This window comes from Mesorhizobium sanjuanii, from assembly GCF_002529485.1.
Classification (GTDB): domain Bacteria; phylum Pseudomonadota; class Alphaproteobacteria; order Rhizobiales; family Rhizobiaceae; genus Mesorhizobium; species Mesorhizobium sanjuanii.
This window is the reverse complement of record NZ_NWQG01000185.1, coordinates 1-22,333: the sequence shown is the minus strand read 5'-3', so window position 1 is coordinate 22,333 and position 22,333 is coordinate 1. Positions and strand designations below refer to the sequence as shown.

Genomic DNA, 22,333 nt, shown 5'->3' with positions numbered 1-22,333 from the left:
ATATAGGTCGGGCGGCCATGGTTGCAGGTGCCGGAACCCGGCGTCGCCTCCATCTGACGCAGCAGCGCATTCATCTCGTCGGGTTTGAGCAGTCGGCCGGAACGCACCGAGCCGTGGCAGGCCATGGTCGCCGCGATCCTGTCCAGCCGCCCCTTCAGCGTCTCGACCGTGTCATTGTCGGCGATCTCGTCGGCGAGGTCGCGCACCAATTGCTGGACATTGGTTTCGCCGAGCATCGACGGCGTCTCGCGCACGGCGACGGCACCGGGGCCGAAGCGCTCGATGCCGAGGCCGAAGCGGGAAAGCGTTTCGGAATGCATAGCCAGCCGCTCGGCATCCTCTTCCGGCAGGTCGACGATCTCCGGCAAAAGCAGCATCTGTGACGGCACGGCGCGCGAATGCAGCGCGTTTTTCAGCGCCTCGTAGACCAGCCGCTCATGTGCTGCGTGCTGGTCGACGATGACCAGCGAATCCCTGGTCTGCGCGACAATGTAGTTCTCATGCACTTGCGCGCGGGCAGCACCGAGCGCCGTGCCGAGCAGCGTCTGCGTGGCTTCGTCCTGGCCGGCGCGGGCGTCGGCGCTGTGTAGCCCGGCATCGAATGCCGCCTGATCGTTCTCCCGAAACCCGCCATTTCCGGCGCCGTCAAACCCCATGTCGAGCGGCCGCTGCGGCGAGCGGTCGAAACCGGTGAAGCCGGAGGCGCGGGAGGCCGCCTCGTAGCTGCGATGACCATTGGCGGGGCCAGGATGCGCGTAGCTGGCCGCGCCCGGACGGAACGCCGCCATCATGCCGGCAGCCCCCGTGGTGGCGGCGCGAATGCCGGCATTGGCCAGCGCCTCGCGGATGGCGCCGACGATCAGCCCGCGCACCAGTCCCGGATCGCGGAAGCGGACGTCGGCCTTGGCCGGATGGACATTGACGTCGACGATGGCCGGATCGAGGGTCAGGAACAGCACGGTCACCGCATGGCGATCGCGCGGCAGCACATCGGCAAAGGCGCCGCGAATGGCGCCGGCGATCAGCTTGTCGCGCACAGGCCGGCCGTTGACATAGGCATATTGCTGCAGCGCGTTGGCACGGCTGAAGGAGGGAATCGAGACGTGGCCGGCAAGATGCACGCCGTCACGCACCGCGTCGATGGGAACAGCATTGTCGGGAAAGTCGGCACCCATCACTTGCGCGACGCGGGCAAGCCGGCCCTCGGACGTGTCGTCGGTCGCCGGCAGTTCGAGCGTCGAGCGGTCCGAGCCGGCCAGCGTGAAGCGCACGGCGGGGAAGGCGATGGCGATGCGCTTGACCACATCGCTGGTCGCCGAACTCTCGGCGCGCTCGCCCTTCATGAATTTGAGCCGCGCCGGCGTGGCGAAGAACAGGTCGCGGACCTCAACCGTGGTGCCGCGATTGGCCGCCGCCGGCTTGACAGCGGATACGCGGCCGCCCTCGATGCCGATCTCGGCGGCGCCGTCGCCCGCCGCCGTGCGCGAGCGGATCGACAGCCGCGCCACCGAACCGATCGACGGCAAGGCCTCGCCGCGAAAGCCGAGCGAGCGGATGTCGTGAATGTTGTCGGCAAGTTTCGACGTGCAATGGCGCGCGATCGCCAGCGCCAGTTCTTGCTCGGGAATGCCCGAGCCGTCGTCGGTGACGCGGATCAGGTTCAGCCCGCCGCCGGCGGTGACGATCTCGACGCGGGAAGCGCCGGCGTCGAGCGCGTTCTCGACCAGCTCCTTGACCACGCTTGCCGGACGCTCGATGACTTCGCCGGCGGCGATCTGGTTGATCATCGTTTCGGAAAGCTGGCGGATGGGCATGAAGGCACTATACGCGGATTCGTGGCTCATGCGGGAGGGGTAGAATTTGAGGCAATGGTTCACGCCTGCGCGGCAAGCCAATCCCTTACCTTGCGGGCATTGTCGCTGAGTTCGCGGTTCTTTGGCCAGATGATGTGGAAACGCGTGCCGGTTCTCATCACATGGCTGGTGGCGCTCACCAGCAGGCCCGATGCCAGCAGCCGCTCGGCAAGGTGCCGCCAGCCAAGCGCGATGCCTTGCCCCTCCATGACCGCCTGGATCACCAGCGCGTAGTCGTTGATGCGCAGGCCGCGCCCGGCGTCAGCCTGCTTCAGACTGGCCCCGGCGGAACGGAACCATTCTTCCCAGCTCGCGGCCTCGCGAAACGGCTCCTCGAGATGGATGAGGCGGTGTGACGCCAATTCCTCGACGGTCTGCGGCAGGCCGAACTTCGCCACATAGCTGGCGCCCGCGACCGGGAAGATCTCCTCGTCGGCGAGCGGCACGCAATGATAGTCCGGCCATTCCCGGGGCTCGCCTCCGCGCACAGCGAGCGGGATGCCCTCGGCGATGATGTCGAGGTCGCGGTCTGCGGTCTGGATGCGCAGGTCGATGCCCGGCAGTTCGTCGCGGAACTGCTGCAGGCGCGGCATCATCCAGAACGAGCCGAAAGCCGTCGAGGCGGCAACCGTCACATGGCCGCCGGTCACCTGCAGTCGAAGGTCTTCGGCCGACTTGCGGATGTGCGACAGCCCGAGCGAGACATCGGCATGGAAGCGCTCGCCGGCCTCGGTCAGGCTCACCTGCCGGTGGCGGCGCTGGAACAGCTTGGCGCCGAGCCGTTCCTCCAGCCCGCGCACGGCATAGGAGACGGCGGCCTGCGTCATGCCGAGCTCGCGCCCGGCGGCGGTAAAGCTCGACAGCCGCCCTGCCGCCTCGAAGACGATCAGGCTGCCGGCCGAGGGCAAGAGATGTCGCAGGCTTCGCATAAGCAGAGCTTATACAAGAGATCAGGATTTTCCAGCGTCACAGTCATATTTCGTCTCGCTAAGTTGGCTGCTTGGGGAGGATGGAGTTGCCATGAGCGCACCGGCCGTTGAAGTGACCGAACACACCAACCGCCGCGGCGGCGGCCGCCTCGGGCGCAAGGCGCTGCGGGGCGCACCGATAGCGTCGTTTCCGACCCTGGTCCGCCAGATTCCCACCTATCAGATGGTTCCTGACGAGGCGGTGGAGCTGATCCATCAGGAATCGCTCGCCATCCTCGAGGAAGTGGGATGCGAGTTCCGTGACGACGAGGCCATCGCGATGTGGAAGGCGGCGGGGGCCGATGTCTCCGAGACACGTGTCCGCATCGACCGCGCTCTTCTGATGGAACTCGTTTCGAAGGTTCCGCCGGAATTCACGCTCAACGCAAGGAATCCGCAGCGTTCGGTGCGCGTCGGTGGAAACAACTCCATCTTCGTGCCGATGTATGGCGCGCCCTACGTGCGCGATCTCGACAACAACAGGCGCTACGGCACGCTCGCCGACCTCAACAATTTCCACAAGCTCGCCTACATGGCCCCGGCGCTGCACTCGTCGAGCTCGATCATCTGCGAGCCGATGGAAATTGCGGTGCCGAAGCGTCACCTCCACATCATCCATTCGGCGCTGAAGCACTCCGACAAGCCGTTCATGGGCATCGTGACCTCCAGGGAACGAGCCGAAGACACGATGGCGATGGCAGGCATCGTCTTCGGCGAGGATTTTGTCCGCGACAACCCGGTGCTGGTGTCGATCACCAACTGCAACTCGCCGCTGGTCTGGGACGCCACCATGCTGGACGCGATGAAGGTCTATGCGCGCCACAACCAGCCGCTGATTCTGGCGCCCTTCGCCCTGTGCGGCGCCTCGACCTCAGCCTCCGCTGTCGGCGCGGTCGCGCAGGTCAATGCGGAAGCGCTGGCGGGCGTCGCCTTCACGCAGCTCCTGCGTCCGGGTTCGCCGCAGATCTACGGACAGTTCATGGTGACTGTCGACATGAAGACCGGCGCTCCGATGGGCGGCACGCCGGAAGCCGCCCAGATGATGTATCTGATGGGGGCACTGGCGCGGAAGTATCGGCTGCCGTGGCGCACGTCCGGTTTCCATGTCGGCTCGAAGCTCAACGACGCACAGGCTGGCTACGAATCGAACATGCTGATGCATGCGGCCATCCTTTCCGGCGCCAACTACATCTGGCACTCCGCCGGTTGGCTCGAGGCCGGCCTGACCTGCGGCTATTCGAAATTCGCCACCGACTGCGAACAGCTTGTCGGCTGGTACAAATATGCCGGCGGCCTCCCGTTCGACGATTTCAAGGAGGCCATGGCGGCGATCCGCGAGGTCGGGCCGCAGGGCCATTTCCTCGGCACCCAGCACACGCTCGACCATTTCCAGTCCGCCTTCTTCATCCCAAGCATCATGGACTTCAATTCGTTCGAACAGTGGAAGGCCGAGGGGGCAAAGGACCACGATACGCGCGGCCGCGAAAAAGCGCGCAACATGCTCGCTGACTACGAGGAGCCGAAGCTCGATGAGGGCATCGCCGACGGTCTCAAAGATTTGATCGCGCTGCGCGAGGAGAAACTGCCGGACAGCGTTAGTTGATAACGGGCGTAGATCCGACGGGAACCACAACGGAGGAAAAAATGACATTCTTCAGAAGCAATGGCGATCGCGTGCCGGGCGCCATCGAGGCGATGGCGCAAGACGTACGCGCGGGTCGTATGGACCGGCGTGAGTTTCTGGCTCTGGCAAGCGCCTTTGGCGCCTCGACGGGCCTTGCCTACGGCATGATCGGGCTCGCCGTGCCGAAACAGGCTCTGGCCGAGGAGGCGAAGAAGGGCGGAACACTGCACATATCGATGTCGGTGAAGGCGCAGAAGGATCCGCGCACCTACGACTGGGTGGAACTGGCGAACATTTCACGCTGCTGGCTGGAGCCGCTTGTCCGTTACACCCGCCAATTCACCTTCGAGCCGGTTCTGCTCGAAAGCTGGGACGTCAACGACGACGCCACCGAATATGTGCTGCATGTGCGCAAGGGCATCACCTGGAACAATGGCGATGCGTTCAACGCCGATGACGTGGTCCATAATCTGACGCGTTGGTGCGAGAAAGCTGCCGCCGGCAATTCCATGGCCGCGCGCGTCGGTGCGCTGATCGACGCAAAATCCGGCAAGGCCAGGGACGGCGCGATCACCAAGGTCGACGACAACACGGTCAAGCTGAAGCTGAACGAACCCGACATCTCGCTGATCCCGAACTTCACCGACTATCCGGCGTTGGTCGTCCACCGCAATTTCGATGCCGACGGTGCGGATCCGATCAAAAAGCCGATCGGCACCGGACCCTTCGAACTGGTTTCTTACGATGTCGGCCAGAAAGCGGTCGTCAAGCGTCGCGAGAACGGCAAATGGTGGGGCGGCGAAGCGCCGCTCGACAGCGTTGAATTCATCGACTACGGCACCGACTTCAACGCCACGGTGAACGCCTTCGACTCCGGCGAGATCGACCTCAACTTCGAGAGCCCCGCCGATTTCATCGACATATTGGACAAGATGGGGCTGGAAAAATCCGAGGTCGCGACAGCGACGACGCTCGTTGCCCGCACCAACGTCACGCACAAGCCTTATGACGACCAGCGGGTGCGCAATGCCTTGCAAATGGCCGTCGACAACAATGCCGTGCTCGAACTTGGCTATGCCGGGCGAGGGACTGTCGGTGAAAATCACCATGTCAGCCCGATCCATCCGGAATACTATGCGCTGCCCAAGAAGACACGCGATGCGGCTGGCGCCAAGAAGCTGATGGCCGAGGCCGGCCAGGCCGATTTCGAGCATGAACTGATCACCGTCGAGGACGATTGGCAAAAGAACACCGGCGACGCGATCGCCGGCCAACTGCGCGATGCCGGCATCAAGGTGAAGCGCACCGTGCTGCCGGGTTCGACCTTCTGGAACGACTGGACGAAATATCCTTATTCCATGACGATCTGGTACATGCGCCCGCTCGGTGTCCAGGTGCTGGCGCTCGGTTATCGCACGGGCGAAGCCTGGAATGAAACGGCGTATTCGAATCCCGATTTCGACGCCAAGCTCAAGCAGGCGCTCTCGCTCATCGACGTTGAGAAGCGGCGCGAGGTCATGAAGGACGTCGAGCAGATCCTGCAGGATTCAGGCGTCATCATTCAGCCCTTCTGGCAGAAACTCTACAGCCACATGAACAAGAAGGTGAAGAACTACGCCGTCCACCAGACCTTCGAGATGGATCTCCAGAATGTCTGGCTGGACGCCTGAGTGAACTGCCAGCTCACGAACCCTTTGCCAATGGACGAGGATTTCATGGGCCGCAAAAAAGCCGGCATACAGGATTCGTGGTATGGAACGGTCCCCACCACGAAAGCCTGGAGATTATCGGATGAGACTGACTGTGCTTGCCGCCGCCCTCTCGATCGCAGCACCCGCGGCCGCCCTGGCCGGGCCGGCATCCAATGCGGTGAAGTTCTTCTACGTGCCCGAGGTCAAGTTCGAGGCCGACGAGCAATACCGCGATCGCTTCACCGAGCCGGTGACCAAGCTTTTCGATCTCAACGACCAGGCCATCGAGAACAATCCGGACGAGGTCGCCTGCATCGACTTCGATCCAGGTCTCGACGCGCAGGACTATGACGAGAAGACGGTCGCCAAGACGCTCAAGCTGTCGGAAGCGGTGGATGGCGACAGCGCCAACGTGACGGTGACCTTCGACCTCTTCCCGGAAGGCGATGATTCTAAACGTGAAATGGTCTGGTCGCTGAAGAAGGTCGATGGCAAATGGAAGGTCGCCGACATCGCTTCCAAATCCAGCGGCTGGACGCTCAGCGCGCTGGAATGCATGCCCGGTCCGACGGCGGAGTGATGCAGTGCTTGGTCGCCTTGTCCTGGCATTCTCGTTGGTCTCGATGCTGGCTGCCGGGCTGAACGGCGGTGCCTTGGCGCAAGATCTGTTCGGCGCTCCGCCACCGAAGGCGCCGTCCGGCGACGCCGGCAATGCGCCGGCCGACACGTCGCCCCCACCGGCGACAACGGCGCCGACACCGGAACCAGCGACGCCCGTGCTGCCCGGCTCGCCGACGGCCGTGGTAAAACCGTTCTACGAGCATCTCGGGCTGGAGCTCGACCCGGCCGAGCGCAAGAATTTCATCGATCCGGCCAGGACCGTGCTCGACAAGAGCGATGCGCTGCAAAAATCCGGGCAAGGCGAATGCCTTGATCCCAACATGGCGCTCGACAACGCCGATTACGACAAGCTCGCGATCGACAGGAGCCTGAGGACCATCGAGGCGATCAATGGCGACGAGGCCAAGGTGGTCGTCGCCTTCTTCGTCGAGGGCAACGCGCATCGTCTCGAATGGAAGCTCAGGAAGGTCGGCGGCGACTGGAAGATATCGGACCTTTTGTCGGTGACCGGGCAATGGGCGCTCAGTCAATACCAATGCGAATAGGGAAAGCGATGAAGATCACCAATATCCGCGTCACCCACGTCAACGTCCCGCTCGACGCACCGTTCTGGTGGACGGCCGGTCTCTATGGCGGCGCCTCGAAGTCGATCATCGAGGTCGAGACCGACGAAGGCGTGGTCGGCCTGGGCGAGGCGCCGTGGTGGCATTTCGGCGAGGTGATCAAGGCCGAGATCGCGCCGGCGCTGATCGGCGCCGATCCGCTCGACATCGCCGATTGCGAGGCGCGCTGCGTGCCGCCCTGGCAGATCACCGCCAACACCGGCGAGAACGCCGCTTCCGTGGCCTTCGGCGCCGTCGAGCTGGCGCTGTGGGACATCCGGGGCAAGGTCTTCGGCATGCCGCTCTACAAGGTGCTTGGCGGCGCCGTGCGCAAGGACATTCCTTTTTCTGAATATTTTTCCTTTCGCGCCGCCGCGCAGGGCGGGGCAGGCGGCGAGATGACGCCCGAAGCGATTGTCGATTACTGCCTCAAGATGCGCGAGGAGCATGGCTCGACGATCTTCGAGGGCAAGCTGATCATGGGCGATCCCGAGCTCGAGATCAGGACCGTGCGCATGCTGCGCGAGGCTCTCGGCGACAAGGCGCAAATCAAGCTCGATTCCAACATGCAGTGGTCGCTGACATCAGCGCGCTGGGTGCTGCGCGAGATCGAGCCGTTCAACATCCGCAACTACGAGGATCCCGTCGCCACCTTCGAGGAGATGGCGGCACTTCGCCAGCACTCGCGCATACCGTTTTCAACGCATGTGCCGGATCTCAGACGCGCGGTGGCGCTTGGCGCACCGGACTATTTCGTCTGCAATTTCGCCGCTCTTGGCGGCCTGTCGAAGACGCTGAAGTTCATCGCCGCCTGCGAAGCGATGGGCAAGGGTTTCTGGTGCTATTCGAACGATCTCGGCATCATGACGGCAGCCTATCTGCATGTCGTGGCGGCAACGCCATGGATCACCGAGGCGTCGCAATCGCTGTTTGCCTGGCAGATCGGCGACGTCGTCAAGGACGGTCCGTTCCGACAGAAAGCCAACACGGTGCGCGTGCCGGAAGGTGACGGGCTAGGGGTCGAGCTCGACCCGGCGGCGATGAAACGCTGGTCAGCGCATTTCGCCGAGCACGGGCCGATGCATCATTTCAGCGATCCGAACAATCCCGGCCGCTACCGCCGGTTGCCGCTGAACTGACGCCATGGGCTTGCGCTATCGATTCGGCTCAACCCCGGCCGCGGTAGGGCGCCACGCCGGTGTCGGGCAGCCAGGCGCCTTCCGGCGGCGCGCCGGTCTGCCAGAACACGTCGATCGGGATGCCGCCGCGTGGATACCAGTAGCCGCCGATGCGCAACCACAATGGTTTCGTTACCGCCACAATGCGGCGGCCGATCATGACGGTGCAGTCCTCATGGAAGGCGCCATGACTGCGAAACGAGGTCATGAACAGTTTCAGCGACTTCGATTCCACCAGAAGCGCGTCAGGAGCGTAGTCGATGACGATGTGGGCGAAATCCGGCTGTCCGGTGACCGGACAGAGCGAGGTGAATTCCGGGCAGGTGAAGCGCACGATGGCCGGAGGGCCGTCGCCGCGCGAAAACGGCACGGTCTCCAGGACCGCCGCTTCCGGACTCAGTGGCGTCTCGACATGCGCGCCGAGCTGGGTGAGGCTTTTGGTATCGATCATCGCGGGATTCCTTGGATTTGCCGCGCTCATTAGCACAAATTGAAACCGCAGGAAGACGATGACCAGCAACGATCCGCTTCTCCGGCCCTACCAGCTCAAGCACCTGACGCTGAAGAACCGGGTGATGTCGACCAGCCATGAGCCGGCCTACTCCGAGGACGGCATGCCGAAAGAGCGCTACCGGCTCTATCATGCAGAGAAGGCCAAGGGCGGTATGGCGCTGACCATGACCGCCGGTTCGGCCATCGTCTCGCGCGACAGCCCGGCCGCCTTCGGCAATCTGCATGTCTATGACGACCGCATCGTGCCGTGGCTTGGCGAACTGGCTGACGCCTGTCACGAGCATGACTGCAAGGTGATGATCCAGATCACCCATCTCGGCCGCCGCACCGGCTGGAACAAGGCCGACTGGCTGCCGGTGCTGTCTGCCTCGCCGGTGCGCGAGCCGGCGCATCGCGCTTTTCCCAAGACCATCGAGGACTGGGACATCGAGCGCATCGTCGCCGACTATGCCGCGGCCGCCCAGCGCTGCCAGGCGGCCGGTCTCGACGGCATCGAGTTCGAGTCCTACGGCCATCTTATGGATGGCTTCTGGTCGCCGGCCACCAATCAGCGCGACGACGAGTATGGCGGTTCGCTCGACAACCGCCTGCGCTTCACCAACATGGTGCTGGACGCCGTGCGCGCGGCGGTCGGCGAAAAGTTCGTCGTCGGCATCCGCATGGTCGCGGACGAGGATTTCGAAAAAGGCCTGTCAAAGGAGGAGGGCGTCGAGATAGCCAGGCGGCTCGCCGGCTCCGGCAAAGTCGATTTCCTCAACATCATTCGTGGCTCGATCGAGAGCGACGCGGCGCTGACCAAGGTCATCCCGGTGACTGGCATGCGCTCTTCGCCGCATCTCGATTTTGCCGGCGAGGTAAGGGCGGCGACGAAATTCCCGACCTTCCATGCGGCGCGGATTTCCGATGTCGCCACCGCGCGTCACGCCATTGCGACCGGCAAGCTCGACATGGTCGGCATGACCCGCGCCCATATCGCCGACCCGCATATTATCCGTAAGGTGATGGAAGGCCGCGAGCACGAGATCCGCCCTTGCGTCGGCGCCACCTATTGCCTCGACCGCATCTATGAGGGCGGCGAGGCGCTTTGCGTCCACAATGCGGCGACCGGCCGCGAGGCCGAGATCCCGCACATCATCGTCAAGACCGAAGGCCCAAAGCGCAAGGTGGTAATCGTCGGCGCCGGCGCTGGCGGGCTGGAGGCGGCGCGCGTCGCCGCCGAGCGCGGGCACGAGGTGACGGTGCTGGAGGCGTCGGGCCAGGCTGGCGGACAGGTGCGGCTGGCAACGCAGAATCCGCGCCGCAAGGAACTGATCGGCATCATCGACTGGCGGCTGGCCGAACTCGATCGGCTCGGCGTCGACATCCGCTACGACACCTGGGCCGAGAAGGATGACGTGCTGGCGCTGTCGCCCGACGTGGTGGTGGTCGCTACCGGCGGCCTGCCACAGAACCCGCCGCTGGCGGCCGGCGACAATCTCGTCACCTCGAGCTGGGACATCATGGCCGGCAGCGCCAAGCCGGCCGAGAACGTCCTGCTCTATGATGACAATGGCGGCCATCAGGGCATGGGCGCGGCCGAGATCATCGCGATCGCGGGTTCGAAGCTGGAGCTGGTTTCACCCGAGCGCTTTTTTGCGCCTGAAATGGGTGGCATGAACCATGTGCCCTATATGCGCGCCTTCCAGGAAAAGGGCGTCACCGTCACCATCAACACGCGGCTGCGGTCGGTACGGCGCGAAGGCAACCAACTGATCGCCGAACTGGCTTCCGATTTCGCCGACGGCTGGCGCGGCGAACGCCGGGTCGACCAGGTGGTGGTCGAGCACGGCACCGCGCCGCTTGATGACCTGTACCTGGCGCTAAAGTCGTTGTCGAAGAATGGCGGCGCGGTCGACTACGAGCGGCTGGTCAGCGGTGGGGACATTTTTCCGGAGCGCAATCGGGAAGGCGGCTTCGTGCTATTGCGCATCGGCGACGCGGTCGCCTCGCGCAACATCCACGCCGCTATCTATGACGGCATCAGGTTCGGCTTGCGGATCTGAATTGACCGATTGGTGGCGCGCAGCCGAACCTCCGCAGGGAGAGCCATCTTCCGCGTAAATCCGGTGCGCGCCGCGCACGCCGCCGACCTGCGGCCGGACACCGTACGATCTTGCGATTGCGGCGGTGCCGCTCAAAACATCCTGGCAGTCGCCATGCAGAGCACGGTGATGACCAGCAGCCCGCCGGCGAGGCGTTCGCCTCTGGTCATCTTGGCGCGCAACTGGGTTTGCGTCGCGGCATCGGCGCCTGCCAATTGTCTGCTGGCGGAACCGACCAACGCCCCCTGAATACCGGCGGCAATCAGGGCCGTCACGATGCCGAGCGCCAGCACCTTCTCCATCGAGCCGAAAACGCCCTCATGGAAGAAATACCACAGCAGTATGCCGGTGAGGAAAACCAGGCCGGCCGCGCCCATTTGCGACCGGAAGAACCGTTCCGCCCGTATATCCGGGTCGCGGCCAACCGCGATGGTGGTGCCGGCCCAGAACACGCCGGCCAAGACGTGAAGGCCGAGGACGACGATATAGACATATTGCATGATCGCTTTTCCTCTTGTGCCCACCGCCTCTAAAGTTAGATATCGAACGATTCGATGTCAATGTATCGAGTCAAGTTCCGTCGATCCGATTGTTGGTCTAGTGTCGAATCATGACACCCTTCGACCGTCCGCCAGTCGGCATGAATCTCGCGCGCACCGCCAAGCTGGTCGCGCAGGCTTTCGACGCCGCTTTGGTCGAGGCCGGCGGCACGCTGCCGATCTGGCTTACCCTGCTGTCGATCAAGTCACGCGAACTCGCCAACCAGCGCGAGCTCGCCGGCATGATCGGCATCCAGGGCGCGACACTGACCCATCATCTCAACGCGATGGAGGCGCAAGGCCTGCTGGCGCGGCGCCGCGATCCGGACAACCGCCGGGTTCACCAGGTAGCGCTGACCGAAGCCGGCGAAGCGATGTTCCTCAAATTGCGCAACGCGGCGCTTGCCTTCGACAAGCGGCTGCGGGCCGGATTGCCTGACGAGCGGCTGGCCGAATTCGCGGAAGTGCTTGCGGCGCTGCGCGCCAATGTGGAAATGCCCAGCTTCGGTCGATTGCTGCCGGCCTTTCCCGGGGACAAGAACGATATCCCAGCACGTTCCCGCAAACCGGCTCGCAACGTCAAATCATAAACGGCTCAGCCGTCATAGCCGGTGATCGCGCCGAAAGTGTAGCGACGCAGCTTCAGCGCGGTGATCAGCGCCGTCAGGTTCGCCTTGCCATTGAAGACGTCCTGGAACATCTCGTCATGCATCAGCAGGATCAGCTTGCCGGGCTTGACGAAGTGGCCGTAGCCGAACAGGTGATCGATCTCGCTGACCAGATGGTCGACGGTCTGCACCGGCTTGCCGCTGTTTTCGTGAACCCATTCGTGATCCCAGCCGTAGAGATAGAAGCCGGAAGCGGCGACGAACTCGTAATCGGGATCCTCGCGGCCCTCCTCGGCCAGTCCGAGCGAGTTGTCATCCTTCGACATTGAGGGCAGCCGGAACACGTCGCGCCCCGGCAGCCGCGCATGCACCGCCGGTTTCAACCCCAGCACCGCGTTTGCCCGCAGCATGTCGGCGACGACGCCTTCGGTGTCCGAATAGAAATGCTGATAGTGGTTGTAGGCGTGGCTGTAGCTATGGTTGCCGATCGTCACCAGCGGCATGGTTCTGGCGCGCTGCACCAGCGCCTTGTTGGCCGGGCTCGCCTGCGCATGCATGCCGACCATGAACATGGTCGCAGGCACCTGCTCGGCCTCGAGCACGTCGAGGATGTTGCTGGTGCCGGTCAGCGGGCCGTCGTCGAAGGTGAGATAGACCGTGCGCTCCGCGGCAATCGCGGGAAAAGCAAGAAACAATACGACCAGCACGGCAAGGCGAAGCGGCGTCAGCATGCGGAATATCCATGTCCGATCGCGACAGGCCGCCATCTCCGGACGGGATTGTCAAGTTTGGCGCCTACGCCAGGCTTCCCCGCAACACCGTCAACCTGGCCTTCCTGGGCGTCCGCGCCACCAGCCATTCGCGCGCCTTTTCCTGCGGCATCGGGAAGGCGATGGAATAGCCCTGCACCTGGTCACAGCCGAGCGCCATCAACGAGTTGAGCTCGGCCTCTGTTTCGGCGCCCTCGGCGACAATCGAGATGCCAAGGCCGCGTGCGAGTTCGGTGATGGCGCGTACGATCTTGGTGTTGTCGCCGTTCTCGTTGATTTTCTGGACAAACCGGCGGTCGATCTTCAGTCGGTCGATCTCGTTCGGGTTGACATGGCTGAGCGAGGCATAGCCGGTGCCGAAATCGTCGAGCTCGAGGTGGACGCCTGCTGCACGAATGTGCCGCAGCTTTGCTGCTATGCCGGTCTTCTCGTCGTCGAGAATGACGGATTCGACGATTTCCAACGACAGTTTTTCTGGCGGCAGGCCGGCCTTTTGCAGCGTGTTGAAGAGGAAGGCGTCAAAATCGGGCTCGCGCAACTCGGAGCCGGACACGTTGACGGCGAGCCGGCCGAAGGCAATGCCGTCGCGGTTCCAGTCGGCCGCCTCGTGGATCGCCTTGGCGATGACGATGCGGCCGATCTCGGGCATGAGGCCGCATTTCTCGGCGACGGGAATAAACTCTCCCGGAGCGATCGTGCCGCGCTCGGCATGTGTCCAGCGCACCAGCGCCTCGATGCCGCTGATCGTGCCGTTCGACAACGAAACCTGCGGCTGGAAATAGACCTGGAACTCCTTCTCCGAGATGGCGATCCTGATGTCATGCTCGAGCTGCTTGCGGTGGTCGAGCTCGCGGCGCAACTCCTCGGAGAAGAACGAGAAACTGCCGCCGCCCTGCTTCTTGGCGGAGTAGAGCGCGAGATCGGCATGGACGAGCAGATCCTGCGCATTGTCGGCATCAATAGGATAGACCGCGATACCGGCGCTGGCGCCCGGCAGGATGGTCGCGCCCTGGAATATGATCGGCTCGTTGATCTGCGCCAGGATACGCTTGGCGGTCATGTTGATGTCCTCGGTGCCGCCGGCGCCATTGAGGATCATCACGAACTCATCGCCACCCAGGCGCACGCAGAGATCCGACGCCCGGCAGGCATCGCGCATGCGCTGCGCCGTCACCACGAGCACGTAGTCGCCGGCGGCGTGGCCAAGCGTGTCGTTGATCTGCTTGAACCGGTCAAGGTCGAGCTGAACCACCGCAAGCCGTTCCCGCCGGCGTTGCGCGCTCTTGATCAGCGTGTCGAAATGGTCGGTCAGGAAGGTGCGGTTGTAGAGGCCGGTAAGCCCGTCATGCACCGCGATGAAGGCCATGGAATTGCGTGCGTCCATGAGTTCATGCGTCTTGCGCAGAATGGCATTCGACATTGGCCTGAAGATGAAAAGCGCCACCAGAACGATGACGCCGATTGTGGCGTAGAACAGCGTGCGATGAAGATTAAGAAGCGTGTCCGACCGCGCGTCGGCGTCGGCGCTGATGCGCTGGCCAAGTGCGGCGTAGCCCGACAGGGTCGCATTGGCGACTGAAGCGTCGAGTTTGACGCGTTCGCTGCCGCCCTTGTAGCCGCCGTCAATGGCCATGCCGAGCTGCGATTCGAACCCCGAGACCAGGCGTTCGCCGTTGGCGATAAGCCCAACCGAGAAATAGTCGAGGTGGAACGGCTTGGCGAAAAGCACGTTCTGGACCGATTTTGGATCGAACCGCGCCGGCGATGTTGGATCGGCGGCGACGCGATCGAGCAGAAGATCGTAGTTCTTCTCAAACTCCGCTGTCGCTTGTTTGAATGCGGTGATCAGAGCCGGTTGTTGGTCGCGCGAAGCAGCACCTGCCGCGCCGGCAAGGAAGACGATGCGTTGCGACAGCGCCTTTTGCGTGCTGACGATGTCGAGCAGCGCATCGTTGTGGCGCTGGGCAGCCATCAGCTGCTGGAGAAGGATGAAGGAGGCCATCACCATGGCGGCGATGATCAACAGCGCCAGCCAATAGCCGGCCTTGATCAGCAATATGAGCCTGCTCGAAATGGCTTGCACCGGCTGCTGCGACATTTTCTTGGGGCGGCCCTTCTCGCCGGACAGATTCCTGGGTGCGATAACCATTGGCTTGAAAGTATTAACAGGTTTGGAAATCAAGGACCTAGCGACCGCGGCGGCGTCGGAAAGCTCGCGAAATGGTTATCGCGTTCTTTCTCGACATACCTGCATTTGAACATCCGTCATTGACGGCATTCCGAGACTGCATTCTGGTCACCGGCCGCGGCGCCGCCAAGGCGTCGCTTTTGCGATGGATTTTTCGCCCGCGCGGGGCGACAGTCCCTATCAAATCTCAACAGGGCCTGATCATGAGCGCGGCATTCCTCTCCCACATCGACAGCGAGCTTGAAGGGCTGAAAGCGGCGGGGCTCTATAAATCCGAACGGGTGATCACCTCGATGCAGTCGGCCGAGATTGAGGTTGGCGGCGACAAGGTGCTGAATTTCTGCGCCAACAACTATCTCGGCCTCGCCGACAGCGCCGAATTGCGCGCGGCGGCCAAGCAGGCCCTCGACCGCTATGGCTACGGCATGGCGTCGGTGCGCTTCATCTGCGGCACGCAGGAAGAACACAAGCAGCTCGAGGCGACGATCTCGGCCTTCCTCGGCTTGGAGGACACCATCCTCTACGGCTCCTGCTTCGACGCCAATGGCGGCCTGTTCGAGACGCTGCTCGGCGAGGAGGACGCGGTCATCTCCGATGCGCTGAACCATGCCTCGATCATCGATGGCGTGCGGCTTTCGAAAGCAAAACGCTTCCGCTACGCCAACAATGACATGGCCGATCTGGAGGCGAGATTGAAGGAGGCCAAGGACTGCCGTTTCCGGCTGATCGCCACCGACGGCGTCTTTTCCATGGACGGTATCATCGCCAATCTGAAGGGCGTCTGCGACCTCGCCGAGAAGTATGACGCGATGGTCATGGTCGACGACAGTCATGCGGTCGGCTTCGTCGGCGCCACCGGCCGCGGCTCGGCCGAGCATTGCGGCGTCGAGGGGAGAGTGGACATCATCACCGGCACGCTCGGCAAGGCGCTCGGCGGCGCCTCCGGCGGCTATACATCGGGCAAGAAACAGGTGGTCGACTGGCTGCGCCAGCGCTCGCGCCCCTATCTCTTCTCCAACACGCTGATGCCGGCCATTGCAGGCGCCTCGATCCGGGTGTTTGAACTGATCAGGAATGGCGACGGTTTGCGCAAGCAGCTCTACGACAATGCGGCGCGGTTCCGGTCGCAGATGGGCAAGCTCGGCTTCACGCTGGCCGGCGCCGACCACCCGATCATCCCGGTGATGCTGGGTGATGCGAGCCTGGCGCAGGAGATGGCGGCGCGCATGCTGAAGCGCGGCATCTATGTCATCGGCTTCTCGTTTCCGGTGGTGCCGAAGGGCCAGGCACGGATACGCACCCAGATGTCGGCCGCCCATTCCCGCGCCGACATCGACCGCGCGGTGGAGGCTTTCGGTGCCGTTGGCAGGGAACTGGGTGTCATCTCCTGAGCCGCCAAAAGCGATTCCGGATCAAGAGATTCAAGGGACAAAAGAATGTCGAACATGATGAAGGCGCTGGTCAAGGCCAAGGCCGAGCCGGGCATCTGGATGGAAGAGGTGCCGGTGCCGGAGATCGGCCCCAACGACGTTCTGATCAAGATCAGGAAGACCGCGATCTGCGGCACTGACGTCCACATCTACAATTGGGACCAGTGGGCGCAAAAGACCGTGCCTGTGCCGATGGTGACCGGCCATGAATTCGTCGGCACGGTCGCCGATTTCGGCGCGGCGGTGACTGAATACAAGGTCGGCCAGCGTGTTTCGGGCGAGGGTCACATCGTTTGCGGCCATTGCCGCAACTGCCGCGCGGGCAGGGGGCATCTTTGCCGCAACACGCTCGGTGTCGGCGTCAATCGCCCCGGCGCCTTCGGCGAATACCTGGCGATCCCGCAGCACAATGTCGTGCCGATCCCCGACGACGTGCCGGACGAGATCGCCGCGATCTTCGATCCCTTGGGCAATGCCGTCCACACGGCATTGTCCTTCGATCTGGTCGGCGAGGACGTTCTGGTCACCGGCGCCGGCCCGATTGGCATCATGGGCGCGCTGGTGGCGCAATGCGTCGGCGCGCGAGAAGTCGTCATCACCGACATCAACCCGGTGCGGCTGGCGCTGGCGAAAAAACTCGGCGTCCAGCATGTCGTCGATGCGTCGAAGGAAAAGCTGCGCGAAATCATGCCGGCGCTCGGCATGACCGAGGGTTTTGACGTCGGCCTGGAAATGTCGGGTGCGGCACCCGCCTTCCGCGACATGATCGACACCATGAACAATGGCGGCAAGATCGCCATCCTCGGCATCGCCCCGACCGGCTTCGAGATCGACTGGAACAAGGTCATCTTCAAGATGCTGCATCTGAAGGGCATCTACGGTCGCGAGATGTTCGAGACCTGGTACAAGATGATCGCCCTGGTGCAAGGCCCGCTCGACGTTTCCGGCCTGATCACCCACCGCATCGGCATCGACGACTACATTTCGGGATTCGAGGCGATGAAGAGTGGCAATTCCGGCAAGGTGGTGATGGATTGGTAATTACCCCCGCGCAAATGACTAGCAAGGACGCTACCTTGAAGCGGCACCGATTACTTGAGCCTCTGGTGGCTGCTTTGGAACAGTTGGACGGCCGATCATACGACGACATGAGGTTGATATTCATGGAAGTCGCCCGACGTCGGCCGGATTTGCTGGCGGTCGCTGTTTTCCGAGCGTAGTCGCCGAACTACGGAAATCGAGAAGGTTCTGCTTCTAGGACCATCGCAGAAATAGATACGATGGTCAGCACCGGCTCATTGCCGGATGGACTGGCTGCACCATTCTTAAGCCACTTGCGATTTAATCATTCGAGCGGTCGTTTGCACATCGGCCACAGCAGCCAATCCATGCTGCTGTTCTCAGAAGATACAGGGAACTAGCCCTTGCTCAACGCCCCCTCCAGCGCGGCCACTCCGCTGACCATCGCCGCGCGCTCATCAGTACTTAGCTTTGTCAGCAAGTCCCCCTCGAACGCCTTCGCCAACGGCACCATTTCGCGATAGGCGGCCAGCCCGGCCTTCGTCAGCATCAAGTGCTCAACACGGCGATCGTTCTCGTCCGGCGTGCGCGTCAGCCAGCGTCGCCGCTCCAGTTCCGCGACGGCGCGCGAAACCTTGGTCTTGTGCATCGCCGACTGTTTGCCAAGCTCCGTCGCGGTCATCGTGCCGTGCTGCCCGAGCCCCGAAAGCGTGCGCCATTCCGGCCGGCTCAGCCCCAGGCGGTCGCTGTAGACTTTGGAGAATTCGCGGCTGACCGCATCGGCTAGCCGGTAAAGCCGGTAGGGCAGGAAGCTTTCGAGTTCGAGGATTTCCATGATGCGTACCGTGGACACAGGGTTCGCCGTTGATAGTTACATTCTCGATGGTTACAAATGAAACCAGTTTGGTCAACAATGCCGGTAAGGCGCGCTCCAGCGGGCTGAAAGACCGGGCTCAGGGAGGATCGGATGACCTTTTCCTATATGCCGGGCTTCGGCAACGACTTCGAAACCGAAACATTGCCCGGCTCGCTGCCGCAGGGACGGAATTCGCCGCAGCGGCCAGCCTACGGCCTCTATGCTGAGCAGCTTTCCGGCTCGCCCTTCACCGCGCCGCGCGGCACCAACGAACGCTCCTGGCTCTACCGCATCCGGCCGAGCGTCAAACACACCGGCCGCTTCAAGGCGGCAGGCTATCCCTTGTGGAAGACCGCCCCCAATGTCGGTGACCACGAACTGGCGCTCGGCCAGTATCGCTGGAACCCGGTGCCGATGCCGAGCGAACCGACCGATTTCATCGCCGGCATGTGCTCGATCACCACTGCCGGCGACGTGCTCGGGCAGACCGGCATGGCGGCGCATGTCTATGTCGCCAACCGCTCGATGGTCGACGATCATTTCTTCAACGCCGATGGCGAATTGCTGATTGTGCCGCAGGTGGGCGCCTTGCGCTTCGTCACCGAAATGGGCGTCATCGAATTGCGACCGGGCGAGATCGCAGTGCTGCCGCGCGGCCTCGTCTTCAAGGTCGAGCTGGTCGACAAGGAGGTGCGCGGCTATGTCTGCGAGAACTATGGCGCCAAGCTGACGATGCCCGATCGCGGCCCGATCGGCGCCAATTGCCTGGCCAATCCGCGCGATTTCAAGACGCCCTGCGCCTGGTTCGAGGACAAGGAGACGCCGTGCCGGCTGGTGGTCAAATGGTGCGGCAATTTCCATGTCACCGAGATTGGCCATTCGCCGCTCGACGTGGTGGCATGGCACGGCAACTACGCGCCCTATAAATATGATCTTGCAACGTTTTCTCCGGTCGGCGCGCTCCTGTTCGACCACCCAGACCCGTCGATCTTCACCGTGCTGACGGCGCCGAGCGGCGAGGAGGGCACCGCCAATATCGATTTCGTCATCTTCCCGCCGCGCTGGCTGGTGGCGGAAGATACGTTCCGCCCACCCTGGTACCACCGCAACATCATGAGCGAGTTCATGGGCCTGATCCACGGCCAGTACGACGCCAAGGAAGAGGGTTTTGTCCCTGGTGGCATCAGCTTGCACAATCTGATGCTGGCCCACGGGCCCGACGCTCCTGGCTTCGAAAAGGCCTCGCGCGCGCAGCTGAAACCGGTCAAGCTCGACAACACAATGGCCTTCATGTTCGAGACCCGATTCCCGCAGATGCTGACCCGCTACGCCGCCGAGCTCGAAACCCGGCAGGACAATTACATCGACTGCTGGGCCGATCTGAAGAAGCGCTTTGACGGCACGCCCGAGGGCGACTGGTCTTGAGCGCCAACCGGGCGCGTGATCGGCTGGTGCTTCTGGGCTCCAAGGGCGGCCCGGCGCTGCGGCCAGATGGGCCGTGGCCGAGCTCGTCCCTGCTGGATATCGGTGGCCGCGCCATAGTTGTCGATTGCGGGCTCGGCGTGACGCGCGGTCTGGTCGATGCCGGCATCAGCCTGAAGACGCTCGACCTGATCTTCGTCACGCATCTGCATTCCGACCATGTGCTCGAGCTCGGACCGCTGATCCACACTGCCTGGACGGCGGGCTTGTCGAACCCGGTGAGTGTGTACGGGCCATCTGCCACCGCCGACATTGGCAACATTTCTGCCAGGCGATGGCGTTCGATATCGATATCCGCATCGTCGATGAAGGCCGACCGGACATTCGTGAACTGGTGTCGGTGGCCGAATTCGGCGAGGGCGCGGTCCTTGACGAGGGTGGCCTGAAAGTCACGGCGTTGCGCGTCGACCATCCGCCGGTGACCGACTGCTTTGCACTGCGCTTCGACCATGGCGGGGAAAGCGTTGTGTTCTCATCCGACACGGCATTCTTCCCGCCGCTGGCCGATTTCGCCAAGGGTGCCGAAATCCTCGTCCACGAAGCCATGCTGGAGCAAGGCATCGAGCGGCTGGTGGCGAAGACCGGCAATGGCGCACGGCTCAGAGAACACCTGCTTGCCAGCCACAGTTTCGCCGAGCAGGCCGGCCGCATCGCCGGCGATGCGGGTGTCAAAAGACTGGTGCTCAATCACCTCATTCCGGCCGACGATCCAGAGATCGGCGAGGCCGACTGGATCGCCGCCGTCAGGAAAACTTGGGCTGGCGACTTGACGATTGCCCGCGACGGCCTTGTTGTGGGTTTAAGCAGTGAGAAAGCTGTTCGAGGAGAGGAAACCGCATGAAGCTTGCCACATTGAAGGACGGGACGCGCGACGGGAAACTTGTCGTCGTCTCGCGCGACCTGACGCGCTTTACCGATGCCTCGTTCCTGGTGCGCACGCTGCAGGCCGCACTCGACGATTGGGGCCGGATTTCGCCGCATCTCTCGACAATAGCGGAATCGCTGGAGAACAATGCGGTGCCGTCCGCACGCTTTCACGAGCATGACGCCCATTCGCCGCTGCCGCGCGCCTATCAGTGGGCGGACGGCTCGGCCTATGTGAACCATGTCGAGTTGGTGCGGAAAGCGCGCGGCGCCGAGATGCCGGCAAGCTTCTGGACCGATCCGCTGATCTACCAGGGCGGCTCGGACGCATTCGTTCCGCCGCGCGATCCGATCCGGATAGTCGACGAGGAATTTGGCATCGACATGGAGGCGGAGGTCGCCGTCATCGTCGACGATGTGCCGATGGGCGCCAGCCCTGATGAGGCGAAGGATGCGATCCGCCTCATCATGCTGGTCAACGACGTCACACTGCGCGCGCTCACCGGGCCGGAGCTCGCCAAGGGGTTCGGTTTCTTCCAGTCGAAACCGTCCTCGGCGTTTTCGCCCGTCGCGGTGACGCCGGACGAGTTGGGCGACGCCTGGGATGGCGGCAAGGTCAGCCTGCCGCTGCTCGCCGATCTCAACGGCAAGCCGTTCGGCCGCGCCGATGCCGGCATCGACATGACCTTCGATTTCCCGGCGCTTATTGCGCATGCCGCCAAAACCCGGCCGCTGGCCGCCGGCACGATCATCGGCTCGGGCACCGTCTCCAACAAGCTTGACGGCGGGCCAGGCAAGCCTGTCTCGGCCGGCGGCGCCGGCTATTCCTGCATTGCCGAACTGCGTATGATCGAGACCATCGAGGCCGGTGAACCAAAAACGCCGTTCCTGCGCTTTGGCGATACCGTGCGCATCGAGATGAAGGACAGGACCGGGCATTCGATCTTCGGCGCCATCGAGCAGAAGGTCGAGAAATACGAGGGGTAGGGAGTGACGGGGGAGGCGTTCTATCTACTGGCTGGTGTCTGGGCGCTCGCCATTCTGGCGGTCTTCATAATGGCGATCCGGCTGAGCTATCGCATCGAAGCGCGTTCGCCGGATCTGACCAATCGCAGCGGCTTTCCGCGCAATGCAATGATGTTCCATACTGTCACCAACACGAATGTTGCGCGGGACGAGGAAACGCAAGCCATGCGGCGGCGCATGAACCGGCTGCTGCTGATTGTTCTGGCTGGTTTCGTGCTCATGTGGGTGGCCATACGTTGGGCCCGGTCGACAGCGTGAAGGCATGGAACTTATCGACCATCTCCGCCGCATGGCCGGCAACAATCTCTGGTCGAACGACCGGCTCTACCGCGCCGTGTTGCAGCTCCAGCCCGGCGAGTTCGAAGCCCAGCGAATCAGCTTCTTCCCCTCGATCAAGGCGACGCTCAACCACATACTGG

General features: G+C 63.1%; 20 protein-coding genes and 1 pseudogene. 14 read left to right on the top strand and 7 right to left on the bottom strand.

Annotated features, from left to right (window positions below):
- Nucleotides 1-1,814: DNA mismatch repair endonuclease MutL (mutL, locus tag CN311_RS24675; protein ID WP_097576286.1), on the bottom strand; the 1,814-nt coding region annotated here is incomplete at its 3' end.
- Between the two features lie 59 nt (nucleotides 1,815-1,873).
- Nucleotides 1,874-2,782: a LysR substrate-binding domain-containing protein gene (locus CN311_RS24670; RefSeq protein ID WP_097576282.1), complete on the bottom strand. Its 909-nt coding sequence runs from the start codon at nucleotides 2,780-2,782 to the stop codon at nucleotides 1,874-1,876.
- A 91-nt stretch (nucleotides 2,783-2,873) separates the two neighbouring features.
- On the opposite strand from CN311_RS24670, the gene CN311_RS24665 reads away from it, so the two are divergent.
- The 5 genes from CN311_RS24665 (at nucleotide 2,874) to CN311_RS24645 (ending at nucleotide 8,498) form a co-directional block, all read left to right on the top strand.
- Nucleotides 2,874-4,424 (top strand): trimethylamine methyltransferase family protein, encoded by a 1,551-nt coding sequence (locus CN311_RS24665; protein WP_097576281.1) that lies wholly within the window; start codon nucleotides 2,874-2,876, stop codon nucleotides 4,422-4,424.
- A 41-nt stretch (nucleotides 4,425-4,465) separates the two neighbouring features.
- Nucleotides 4,466-6,115, top strand: a complete 1,650-nt coding sequence (locus CN311_RS24660; protein ID WP_097576280.1) for an ABC transporter substrate-binding protein — start codon at nucleotides 4,466-4,468, stop codon at nucleotides 6,113-6,115.
- Nucleotides 6,116-6,236: 121 nt separating this feature from the next.
- Nucleotides 6,237-6,716, top strand: coding sequence for a DUF3828 domain-containing protein (locus CN311_RS24655; RefSeq protein ID WP_097576279.1), 480 nt, complete (start codon nucleotides 6,237-6,239; stop codon nucleotides 6,714-6,716).
- A 4-nt stretch (nucleotides 6,717-6,720) separates the two neighbouring features.
- Nucleotides 6,721-7,302, top strand: coding sequence for a hypothetical protein (locus CN311_RS24650; protein WP_097576278.1), 582 nt, complete (start codon nucleotides 6,721-6,723; stop codon nucleotides 7,300-7,302).
- A gap of 8 nt (nucleotides 7,303-7,310) precedes the next feature.
- On the top strand, nucleotides 7,311-8,498 hold the full coding sequence (locus tag CN311_RS24645) for a mandelate racemase/muconate lactonizing enzyme family protein (RefSeq protein ID WP_097576277.1): 1,188 nt from the start codon (nucleotides 7,311-7,313) through the stop codon (nucleotides 8,496-8,498).
- A gap of 28 nt (nucleotides 8,499-8,526) precedes the next feature.
- On the opposite strand, the gene queF is transcribed toward CN311_RS24645, so the two are convergent.
- Nucleotides 8,527-8,988 (bottom strand): preQ(1) synthase, encoded by a 462-nt coding sequence (gene queF, locus CN311_RS24640; RefSeq protein WP_097576276.1) that lies wholly within the window; start codon nucleotides 8,986-8,988, stop codon nucleotides 8,527-8,529.
- A gap of 58 nt (nucleotides 8,989-9,046) precedes the next feature.
- Here queF and CN311_RS24635 point away from each other — a divergent pair, with 58 nt between their 5' ends.
- Nucleotides 9,047-11,092, top strand: coding sequence for an oxidoreductase (locus CN311_RS24635; RefSeq protein WP_097576275.1), 2,046 nt, complete (start codon nucleotides 9,047-9,049; stop codon nucleotides 11,090-11,092).
- Between the two features lie 131 nt (nucleotides 11,093-11,223).
- Here CN311_RS24635 and CN311_RS24630 read toward each other — a convergent pair whose 3' ends face one another.
- Nucleotides 11,224-11,631 carry a hypothetical protein gene (locus tag CN311_RS24630; protein ID WP_097576274.1) on the bottom strand — a complete coding sequence of 136 codons (408 nt, stop codon included), beginning with the start codon at nucleotides 11,629-11,631 and terminating at the stop codon, nucleotides 11,224-11,226.
- A 110-nt stretch (nucleotides 11,632-11,741) separates the two neighbouring features.
- On the opposite strand from CN311_RS24630, the gene CN311_RS24625 reads away from it, so the two are divergent.
- Entirely contained in the window at nucleotides 11,742-12,260 is a 519-nt protein-coding gene (locus CN311_RS24625; protein WP_097576273.1) for a MarR family winged helix-turn-helix transcriptional regulator, read from the top strand.
- 5 nt (nucleotides 12,261-12,265) lie between these two features.
- Here CN311_RS24625 and CN311_RS24620 read toward each other — a convergent pair whose 3' ends face one another.
- Together CN311_RS24620 and CN311_RS24615 are read right to left on the bottom strand one after the other, a co-directional pair.
- On the bottom strand, nucleotides 12,266-13,009 hold the full coding sequence (locus CN311_RS24620; protein ID WP_165779831.1) for a polysaccharide deacetylase family protein: 744 nt from the start codon (nucleotides 13,007-13,009) through the stop codon (nucleotides 12,266-12,268).
- 64 nt (nucleotides 13,010-13,073) lie between these two features.
- The gene (locus CN311_RS24615) at nucleotides 13,074-15,146 is read right to left on the bottom strand and encodes a putative bifunctional diguanylate cyclase/phosphodiesterase (RefSeq protein ID WP_097576284.1); all 2,073 of its coding nucleotides are present in this window, start codon (nucleotides 15,144-15,146) and stop codon (nucleotides 13,074-13,076) included.
- A gap of 293 nt (nucleotides 15,147-15,439) precedes the next feature.
- Here CN311_RS24615 and CN311_RS24610 point away from each other — a divergent pair, with 293 nt between their 5' ends.
- The gene (locus CN311_RS24610) at nucleotides 15,440-16,627 is read left to right on the top strand and encodes a glycine C-acetyltransferase (RefSeq protein WP_097576283.1); all 1,188 of its coding nucleotides are present in this window, start codon (nucleotides 15,440-15,442) and stop codon (nucleotides 16,625-16,627) included.
- A gap of 45 nt (nucleotides 16,628-16,672) precedes the next feature.
- Nucleotides 16,673-17,707, top strand: coding sequence for an L-threonine 3-dehydrogenase (tdh, locus tag CN311_RS24605; RefSeq protein ID WP_097576272.1), 1,035 nt, complete (start codon nucleotides 16,673-16,675; stop codon nucleotides 17,705-17,707).
- Nucleotides 17,708-18,083: 376 nt separating this feature from the next.
- On the opposite strand, the gene CN311_RS24600 is transcribed toward tdh, so the two are convergent.
- On the bottom strand, nucleotides 18,084-18,521 hold the full coding sequence (locus CN311_RS24600; protein ID WP_097576271.1) for a MarR family winged helix-turn-helix transcriptional regulator: 438 nt from the start codon (nucleotides 18,519-18,521) through the stop codon (nucleotides 18,084-18,086).
- Between the two features lie 132 nt (nucleotides 18,522-18,653).
- Here CN311_RS24600 and hmgA point away from each other — a divergent pair, with 132 nt between their 5' ends.
- The 5 genes and pseudogenes from hmgA to CN311_RS24575 form a co-directional block, all read left to right on the top strand.
- Complete coding sequence (hmgA, locus tag CN311_RS24595) at nucleotides 18,654-19,967, top strand: homogentisate 1,2-dioxygenase (protein ID WP_097576270.1); 1,314 nt, start codon at nucleotides 18,654-18,656, stop codon at nucleotides 19,965-19,967.
- Nucleotides 19,964-20,865 (top strand): annotated as a pseudogene (locus CN311_RS24590) (MBL fold metallo-hydrolase). The gene hmgA and the pseudogene CN311_RS24590 overlap by 4 nt, the downstream one beginning before the upstream one ends.
- Entirely contained in the window at nucleotides 20,862-21,875 is a 1,014-nt protein-coding gene (locus CN311_RS24585) for a fumarylacetoacetate hydrolase family protein (RefSeq protein WP_097576269.1), read from the top strand. The pseudogene CN311_RS24590 and the gene CN311_RS24585 overlap by 4 nt, the downstream one beginning before the upstream one ends.
- A gap of 3 nt (nucleotides 21,876-21,878) precedes the next feature.
- Nucleotides 21,879-22,172: a hypothetical protein gene (locus tag CN311_RS24580; RefSeq protein WP_097576268.1), complete on the top strand. Its 294-nt coding sequence runs from the start codon at nucleotides 21,879-21,881 to the stop codon at nucleotides 22,170-22,172.
- A 4-nt stretch (nucleotides 22,173-22,176) separates the two neighbouring features.
- The coding region (locus tag CN311_RS24575; protein WP_280954052.1) for a DinB family protein at nucleotides 22,177-22,333 on the top strand (157 nt) is incomplete at its 3' end.